This is a genomic window from Streptomyces sp. NPDC089915 (assembly GCF_040684675.1).
Taxonomy (GTDB): Bacteria; Actinomycetota; Actinomycetes; order Streptomycetales; family Streptomycetaceae; genus Streptomyces.
This window is the reverse complement of sequence record NZ_JBFBGN010000001.1, coordinates 180,250-188,738: the sequence shown is the minus strand read 5'-3', so window position 1 is coordinate 188,738 and position 8,489 is coordinate 180,250. Positions and strand designations below refer to the sequence as shown.

Sequence of the window (8,489 nt, the reverse complement as noted above, 5' to 3'; positions counted from 1 at the left end):
GGCAGGGGTGGGCTAAGGGTAGGCCGCCCTCTCGGAGTCTCAGTAGCGTTCGAACGGATCAAGGCTGGACCAGGAGCGCGGGCAGCAGCGCGAGTGAGTCGCCACTTTTCGTCGACCAGAGGGAGTAGGTCTCGGTGAGCAACGAGGAGCGACTTCTCGAATATCTGAAGCGGGCCACGACCGACCTGCGGGACGCCCGTCGGCGCCTCGCCGAGGCCGAGCGCCGCCCCGGACGCCATGACGACCCGATCGTCATCGTGGGGATGGGCTGCCGCTACCCGGGCGGGGTGAGCACCCCCGACGAGCTGTGGCAGCTCGTCGCGGACGGGGTCGACGCCATCGGCGGGTTCCCGGCCGACCGCGGCTGGGACCCGGAGGTCTACGACCCGGAACCCGGCACCCCCGGCAAGTCCTACGCCGACGAGGGCGGATTCCTGTACGACGCGGCCGAGTTCGACCCGGTGTTCTTCGGGATCAGCCCCAACGAGGCGCTGATGATGGACCCGCAGCAGCGACTGCTGCTGGAGGTTTCCTGGGAGGCGATCGAGCGGGCCGGGATCGACCCCACCACCCTCAAGGGCAGCTCCACCGGGGTCTTCGCCGGCGTCATGTACCACGACTACGCCCTCGGCCGGGAGCCCGGCAGTACCACCGCCGGCAGCGTCGTCTCGGGGCGCGTCGCCTACACCCTGGGGCTCGAAGGCCCTGCGGTGAGCGTCGACACCGCCTGCTCCTCCTCGCTGGTCGCCCTCCACATGGCCGCCCGGGCGCTGCGCTCCGGCGAGTGCGACCTGGCGCTGGCCGGCGGCGTGACCGTCATGTCGACCCCCGACATGTTCGTCTACTTCAGCACCCAGCAGGGCCTGGCCCCCGACGGCCGCTCCAAGTCCTTCTCCGCCGCGGCGGACGGCGTGGCCTGCTCCGAGGGCGCGGGCGTCCTCCTCCTGGAGCGGCTCTCCGACGCACGGCGCAACGGCCACCCGGTCCTCGCGACGATCCGCGGCTCCGCGCTCAACCAGGACGGCGCCAGCAACGGACTCACCGCCCCCAACGGACCGGCCCAACAGCGGGTCATCCGCAAGGCGCTGGCCGACGCGGGTCTGTCGGCCGCCGAGGTCGACGTCGTCGAGGCGCACGGCACCGGCACCACCCTCGGCGACCCCATCGAGGCACAGGCCCTGCTGGAGACCTACGGCCAGGAGCGCCCGGAGGGCCGGCCGCTGTGGCTGGGCTCCATCAAGTCGAACATGGGGCACAGCCAGGCGGCCGCCGGTGTCGCGGGCGTCATCAAGATGGTGATGGCCCTGCGCCACGGGGTCCTGCCGCCGAGCCTCTACGCCGAGACCCCCTCGGACCAGGTCGACTGGGAGGCGGGCAGCGTGGAGCTGCTCACCGAGGCCCGTGACTGGGTGGCGTCCGGCGGACCGCGCCGGGCGGGCGTGTCCTCGTTCGGGATCAGCGGGACGAACGCCCACGTGATCGTCGAGGAGGCGCCCGCGAGAGCCGGGGAGCCGGCTGTGCGGGCCGGACTCCCCGTGGCGCCCTGGCTGTTGTCCGGCAAGACGCCGCAGGCGCTGGCCGCCCAGGCCGAGCGGCTGCTGGAGCGGGTCACCGACGCCCCGCAGCCCGACCCCTCGGACATCGGGCTATCGCTGGCCGCCTCGCGGAGCGCGTTCCCTCACCGCGCGGTGGTCGTCGGCGACCGTGAGAGTGCGCTCACGGCGCTGGCGGCGGGCGAGGTACACCCCGCCGTGATCACCGGCCGACTGCGCCACACCGGGAAGACGGCGTTCCTGTTCACGGGGCAGGGTGCGCAGCAGTTGGGTATGGGGCGTGAGCTGTATGGGGCGTTTCCGGTGTTCGCGGAGGCCTTCGACGAGGTGTGCGCGGAGGTCGACGTGCACCTGGGGCGTTCGCTGAAGGACGTCGTCTGGGGTGGGGACGCGGAGGCGCTGAACGCGACCGCGGTCACCCAGCCCGCGCTGTTCGCCCTGGAAGTGGCTCTGTTCCGGCTGGTGGAGGCGTGGGGTGTGCGGCCTGACGTCGTGGCCGGTCACTCGATCGGGGAGCTGGCGGCGGCGCATGTCGCCGGGGTGTTCTCGCTTGCGGATGTGGCACGGCTGGTCGTGGCGCGGGGTCGTCTGATGCAGGCGCTTCCTCCGGGTGGTGCGATGCTCGCGGTGCAGGCCGGCGAGGAGGAGGTGCTGCCGCTGCTGACCGATGGCGTGGGCATCGCCGCCGTCAACGGGCCGCAGTCGGTGGTGGTTTCGGGCGTCGAGGCAGCCGTCTTGGCCGTCGGTGAGCACTTCGCCGCCGCCGGTCGCAAGACGAGCCGTCTGGCGGTCTCGCACGCTTTCCACTCCTCCCTGATGGACCCGATGCTGGACGAGTTCCGCGCGCTGGCCGCTGAACTGTCCTACGGTGAGCCGAGGTTCGGGATCGTCTCGACGGTCACCGGCAGGACCTCCGCCGACTGGCAGTCGCCCGAGTACTGGGTCGGCCAGGTCCGCGAGGCCGTCCGCTTCGCGGACGCCGTCCGGGCGCTGGAGGGGCAGGGCGTCACCCGGTTCCTGGAGATCGGTCCCGACGGCATCCTGACCGGTATCGCCCAGCAGAGCGCCGAAGCCGCCGAAGCCGTGATCGCCGCCGCCCAGCGCCGGGGCCGACCCGAGCCGGAGGCCCTGGTCGCAGCCCTCGCGCAGCTGCACGTGGACGGCGTGCGGGTGGACTGGTCCGCGTACTACGCCGGGGCCGGCGCCCGGATCGTGGAACTGCCGACGTACCCCTTCCAGCGGACCCACTACTGGGTCGGCGCAGCCGGTACCACCGGGTCCGGCGCCGGCACCGGGCCGGTCGTCCACGAAGTCCCCTCGGCCGAGGAGACCCAGGAGGCCGCCGCGGCCCTGCGGGCCGAGCTCGACGGGCAGAGCCCCGCCGAGCGCGGCCGGATCCTGCTCGGCCTGGTCCGTACACACGTCGCGGTCGTCCTCGGGTACGCCTCCAGCACGGCCGTCGACGCGGACCTCTCCTTCCGCGACACGGGCTTCGACTCCCTGGCCGCCGTGGAACTGCGCAAGCGGCTCACCGCGGCCAGCGGCTGCGACCTGCCGGCCACCCTGATCTTCGACTACCCGACGCCCCGGGCCGCCGCCGCCTTCCTCGGCGAGCGGATGGAATCCGAGGCGGCGGGCGGTGACCCGGCCGCCGCCGCGCTGGCCGAACTCGACCGCATCGAGGCCGTTCTCACCGGCTTCCCCGCCACCGGCGGGGACACGGAGGTGATCGGCGCCCGTGCGGACGCCATCACCGCCCGGCTGGAGGCCGTCGTACGCCGCTGGCGCGATGCCCGTGGCGCGAACGGCCCCGCCGAGGACGGGCCCGACCTCGAAACGGTCACCGACGAGGAGCTGTTCGACGTGCTCGACAGCGAATTCGGCATCTCCTAGCCAGCGATCAGCTCTAGATTGGTTGAGGTTCGATGAGCAACGACGAGAAGCTCCGGGACTATCTCAAGCGCGCCACCACCGAACTCCAGCGCACTCGGCGCCAGTTGCGCGAGGCCGAGGAGCAGAGCCAGGAGCCGGTGGCCATCGTCGCGATGGGGTGCCGCTTCCCGGGCGGTATCGCCTCGCCCGAGGACCTGTGGCAGCTGGTGGACGCCGGCCGGGACGCGGTGTCCCTCTTCCCGGACGGGCGCGGCTGGGACATGGACGCCCTGTACGACCCGGAGCCGGCCACACCCGGCAAGACGTACTGCCGCGAGGGGGGATTCCTCCACGACGCGGGGGAGTTCGACGCCGACTTCTTCAAGATCAGCCCGCGTGAGGCCCGTGACACCGACCCGCAGCAGCGGCTGCTGCTGGAGGTGTCCTGGGAGGCCGTGGAGCGGGCCGGGATCGACCCCACGTCCCTGAAGGGCAGCCGGACCGGTGTGTTCGCCGGGGTGGTCTACCACGACTACCCGGGCGGCGGCGGTACCGGCGGGCTCGCCAGCGTCGCCTCCGGGCGCGTCGCGTACAGCCTGGGCCTGGAAGGTCCGGCGGTCACCGTCGACACCGCCTGCTCGTCCTCGCTCGTCGCGCTCCACCTCGCCGTCCAGTCCGTTCGGGCCGGCGAGTGCACGATGGCGCTCGCCGGCGGGGTCACCGTCATGGCGAGCCCGGACTCGTTCGTCGGCTTCAGCCAGGACCGGGGTCTGGCCGCGGACGGGCGCTGCAAGTCCTTCGCCGCGGCCGCGGACGGCACCACCTGGTCCGAGGGTGCGGGCATGGTCCTCGTGGAGCGGCTCTCCGACGCGCGCCGCCACGGGCACCCCGTCCTGGCCGTCATCCGTGGTTCGGCGATGAACTCCGACGGCGCCTCCAACGGCCTCACCGCGCCCAACGGTCCCTCGCAGCAGCGGGTGATCCAGCAGGCGCTGGCCTCCGGGCGGCTGACGCCCGCCGACGTCGACGCCGTCGAGGCGCACGGCACCGGCACCACCCTCGGCGACCCGATCGAGGCGCAGGCCCTGATCGCGGCGTACGGGCGGGAGCGGCCCGCGGACCAGCCGCTGTGGCTGGGATCGTTCAAGTCGAACATCGGACACGCGCAGGCCGCGGCGGGTGTCGGCGGTGTCATCAAGATGGTGGAGGCGATGCGGCACGGGGTGCTGCCGCGCACCCTGCACGTCGACGAGCCCAGCCCCAACGTGGACTGGAGCGCGGGGAGCGTACGGCTGCTGACCGAGCCGGTCGCCTGGCCGGAGCGCGGCCGCGCCAAGCGCGCCGGTGTGTCGTCGTTCGGCCTGAGCGGCACGAACGTCCACGTGATCGTGGAAGAGGCCCCGGCCCCGGCCTCCGACGCCGCCTCCGAGGCCCGGACCGGTGATGAGTCCGCCGCCGGGGCCGACGCCCCGACCGGCACCCGGGCCGCCGACGCCGCCGCCCCGACCGACCCCCAGGCCGCTGCCGCCGACGACGCCTCCGCCGACGTCACCCGTCCCGACGCGGACCCGCGGCCCGTACCGGTGCTGGTTTCCGCGCGCCGCCCCGAGGCGCTGGCGGCGCAGGCGGCGCGGCTCGCCGACCACGTCGACGCGCACCCGGACGACGCCCTCGCCGCCACCGCCTGGTCCCTCGCCACCACCCGCGCCGCCCTCGAACACCGGGCCGTCGTCGTCGCCGAGGACCACGCCGAGCTGTCCCGAGCTCTGCGGGCCCTCGCCGCCGACCCGGCCCTCCCCGCCCCCGGGACGGTCACCGGCAGCGCCCGCCCCGACGCGCTGACGGCCGTGCTGTTCACCGGCCAGGGCGCCCAGCGACTCGGCATGGGGCGTGAACTGTACGCCGCCCAGCCCGAGTTCGCGCGAGCCTTCGACGAGGTGCTCGCCGCCCTCGACGCACACCTCGACACCCCGCTGCGCGACACGGTGTGGGGCGACGACGCCGCCGCGCTCGACGCCACCGGCCGGGCGCAGCCCGCGCTGTTCGCCGTCGAGGTCGCCCTGTACCGGCTGATCGAGTCCTGGGGCATCCGGCCCGACTACCTCGCGGGCCACTCCATCGGCGAACTCGCCGCCGCCCACGTCGCCGGCGTACTCACCCTCGCCGACGCCGCCCGGCTGGTCGCCGCACGCGGCCGGCTGATGCAGGCGCTCCCGGCGGGCGGCGCGATGGTCGCTCTGGAGGCCGCCGAGGACGAGGTGGAGCCCCTCCTCACCGCCGGTACGGGCATCGCCGCCCTCAACGGCCCGCGCTCCGTGGTCGTCTCCGGTGACGAGACGGAAGTGACGGCGATCGCCGCGCACTTCACGGCGCTCGGCCGCAAGACCAAGCGGCTCGCGGTCTCCCACGCCTTCCACTCGCCGCTGATGGAACCGATGCTCGCCGAGTACCGGGCCGTTGCCGCGGAGCTGACGTACACGGCCCCCCGCATCCCGATCGTCTCCACCGTCACCGGGGAGCTCGCGGGCGCCGACGAGCTCGCCGACCCCGACCACTGGGTGCGCCACGTCCGCCGGAGCGTGCGGTTCTGCGACGCGGTGGGCCGGCTCGCGGCGAAGGGAGTCCACACCTTCCTCGAACTCGGCCCCGACGCCGCCCTCACCCCCCTCGGCCCCGACTGCCTCGCCGGAACCCCGTACGCGACCGGCGCCGACACCCCGGTGTTCGCCGCCGCCCTGCGCCGCGGCCGCCCCGAGGAACGCGAACTCGCCGCCGCCGTCGCCCTGGCCCACACCCGCGGCGTCCCCGTCGACTGGACGGCCTACTTCACGGCGGCCGCCCCCGGCCGGCTCCGCCGCGTCGACCTGCCCACCTACGCCTTCCAGCGCAAGACCTACTGGGCGCGGGCCGACCAGGCCACCACCGCCCCGGCGGCCGCCGACCCCGGCGAGGCCTGGTTCTGGGAGGCCGTCGAACACGAGGCCACCACCGACCTCGCCGACCGGATCGGCCTCGACCCCGCCGCCCTCGCCCCCGTCCTGCCCGCCCTCACCGCCTGGCGGGCCGGCCGTCGCGAGGCCGCCGCAGTCGACGCGCTGCGCTACCGGGTCGGCTGGGCGCCCCTCGCCGACCCCGCGCAGCCCGCTCCGCTCGCCGGTGACTGGCTCGTCCTGCACACCGCCGCGCAGGAGCCCCTCGCGGCCGCCCTCGCCGAAGCCCTCACCGGCCGGGGTGCCACGCCCGTCCTGCACCGGACCCCCGGCGCGGGCGCGCCCGTACTGCCCGGGACGCTCCCCGCCGCCCCGGCCGGGGTGCTCAGCCTCCTCGCCCTCGACCCGGCCCCGCACCCCGAGCGGCCCGAGCTGTCCCAGGGCCTCGCGGACACCGTGGCCCTGCTCCAGGAGCTGGCCGCCCGGGAGGCGGACGCCCCCGTCTGGTGCCTCACCGAGGGCGCGGTCGCCACCGACGAGGCCGACGCGGCGGCCCGGCCCGTGGACCCCGGCCAGTCGGCCGTGTGGGGCCTCGGGGCGGCGCTCGCGCTGGAGACACCGGCCACCTGGGGCGGCCTGGTCGACCTGCCGTCCGGGACGCAACCCGACGGCGAAGCCGCCGGCCGGGTGCTGCCGCGGCTGTGCGACGTCCTCTCCGGAGCCACCGGCGAGGACCAGGTCGCCCTGCGCCCCGAGGGCGCGTACGCCCGCCGCCTGGTCCGGCCGACCCGGCCCGACCCGGCCGGCCCGTGGACCCCGCGCGGCACCGTCCTGGTCACCGGCGGCACCGGCGGTCTCGGCGCGCACGTCGCCCGGATGCTGGCCGCCGACGGCGCCGAGCACATCGTGCTCGCCGGCCGGCGCGGCCCCGACGCCCCCGGCGCGGCCGAACTCGCCGCGGAGCTGCGCGCGTCGGGTACGGAGGTCTCCCTGGCGGCGTGCGACATCGCCGACCGGGAGTCGGTGCGTGCCCTGCTCGCCACCCTGCCCGGTCTGAGTGCCGTCTTCCACGCGGCCGGACTTCCGCAGCGCATCGCCCCCCTCGCCGAGCTGACCCTGGCCGACCTCGCCGAGGTGGCCTCGGCGAAGGTGCTCGGTGCCCGCCACCTCGACGAACTCCTCGCGGACACCCCGCTGGACGCGTTCGTGCTGTTCTCCTCCGGCGCCGCCGTATGGGGCAGCGCGGGCCAGGCGGCCTACGGCAGCGCCAACGCCTACCTCGACGGCCTCGCCCACCGGCGGCGCGCCCGCGGCCTCGCCGCCACCTCGGTGGCCTGGGGCTCCTGGGACGGCGGCATGGTCGACGCCGAACTCGCGGCGATGATGCGCCGCATCGGGGCCCCCGCCATGCGTCCGGAGCTCGCCGTCGGCGCGCTGCGCCGCATCCTCGCGGGCGGCACCTCGCACGCGGTGGTCGCCGAGTTCGACTGGGAGCGCTTCGCCCCCACCTACGTACTCGCCCGCCCCCGCCCGCTCCTGAACGGGCTGCCCGAGGCCCTGGCCGCTCTCGACACGGGCCCGGCGACGGGATCCGGCGACGGCACCGACCTCGCCGCCCGGCTGGCCGGCCGGTCGCAGGCCGACCAGCGTGCCGCCCTGCTCGACTTGGTCCGCACCCACGTGGCGGCCCTGCTCGGCTACGACGACCCGGCCGAGGTCGGCCCGGACCGGGGCTTCACGGACCTCGGCTTCGATTCCGTGGCCGTCGTGGACCTGCGCACCAGACTGGTCGCGGCCACCGGCAGGCCCCTGCCCACCGGCGTGATCTACGACCACCCCAGCCCCGGGGCGCTCGCCGGCCACCTCTGGTCCGAGCTCTGCCAGGACGCGGACGACGCCGAACTGCCCGTACTCGTCCGGCTGGACCGGCTCGAACAGGCCGCCGCGGCACTGGCCGCCGACGAGATCGAAGCCACCCGCATCACCGCACGCCTGCAGAGCCTGCTGGCCCGGCTGACCGGAACCCTCGAAGCGACGGCCGGCGCCCAGGGCATCGGCGAACAGCTGGAATCCGCCTCCGCCGACGACATCTTCGCCTTCATCGACAACGAACTCGGTCTCACCTGACCGGCAC

General features: G+C 75.1%; 2 protein-coding genes. Both read left to right on the top strand.

Annotation, left to right across the window (positions count from 1 at the left end; genetic code table 11):
• Positions 1 to 134: 134 nt before the first annotated feature.
• Positions 135 to 3,446, top strand: a complete 3,312-nt coding sequence (locus AB0O29_RS00710) for a beta-ketoacyl synthase N-terminal-like domain-containing protein (protein ID WP_365143841.1) — start codon at positions 135 to 137, stop codon at positions 3,444 to 3,446.
• Between the two features lie 32 nt (positions 3,447 to 3,478).
• Entirely contained in the window at positions 3,479 to 8,482 is a 5,004-nt protein-coding gene (locus AB0O29_RS00705) for a type I polyketide synthase (protein ID WP_365143838.1), read from the top strand.
• Positions 8,483 to 8,489: the final 7 nt, after the last annotated feature.

Bases quoted from the DNA above. Each gene is read 5' to 3' on its own strand.
- AB0O29_RS00705 (WP_365143838.1), top strand. From the start codon at position 3,479: ATGAGCAACGACGAGAAGCTCCGGGACTATCTCAAGCGCGCCACCACC.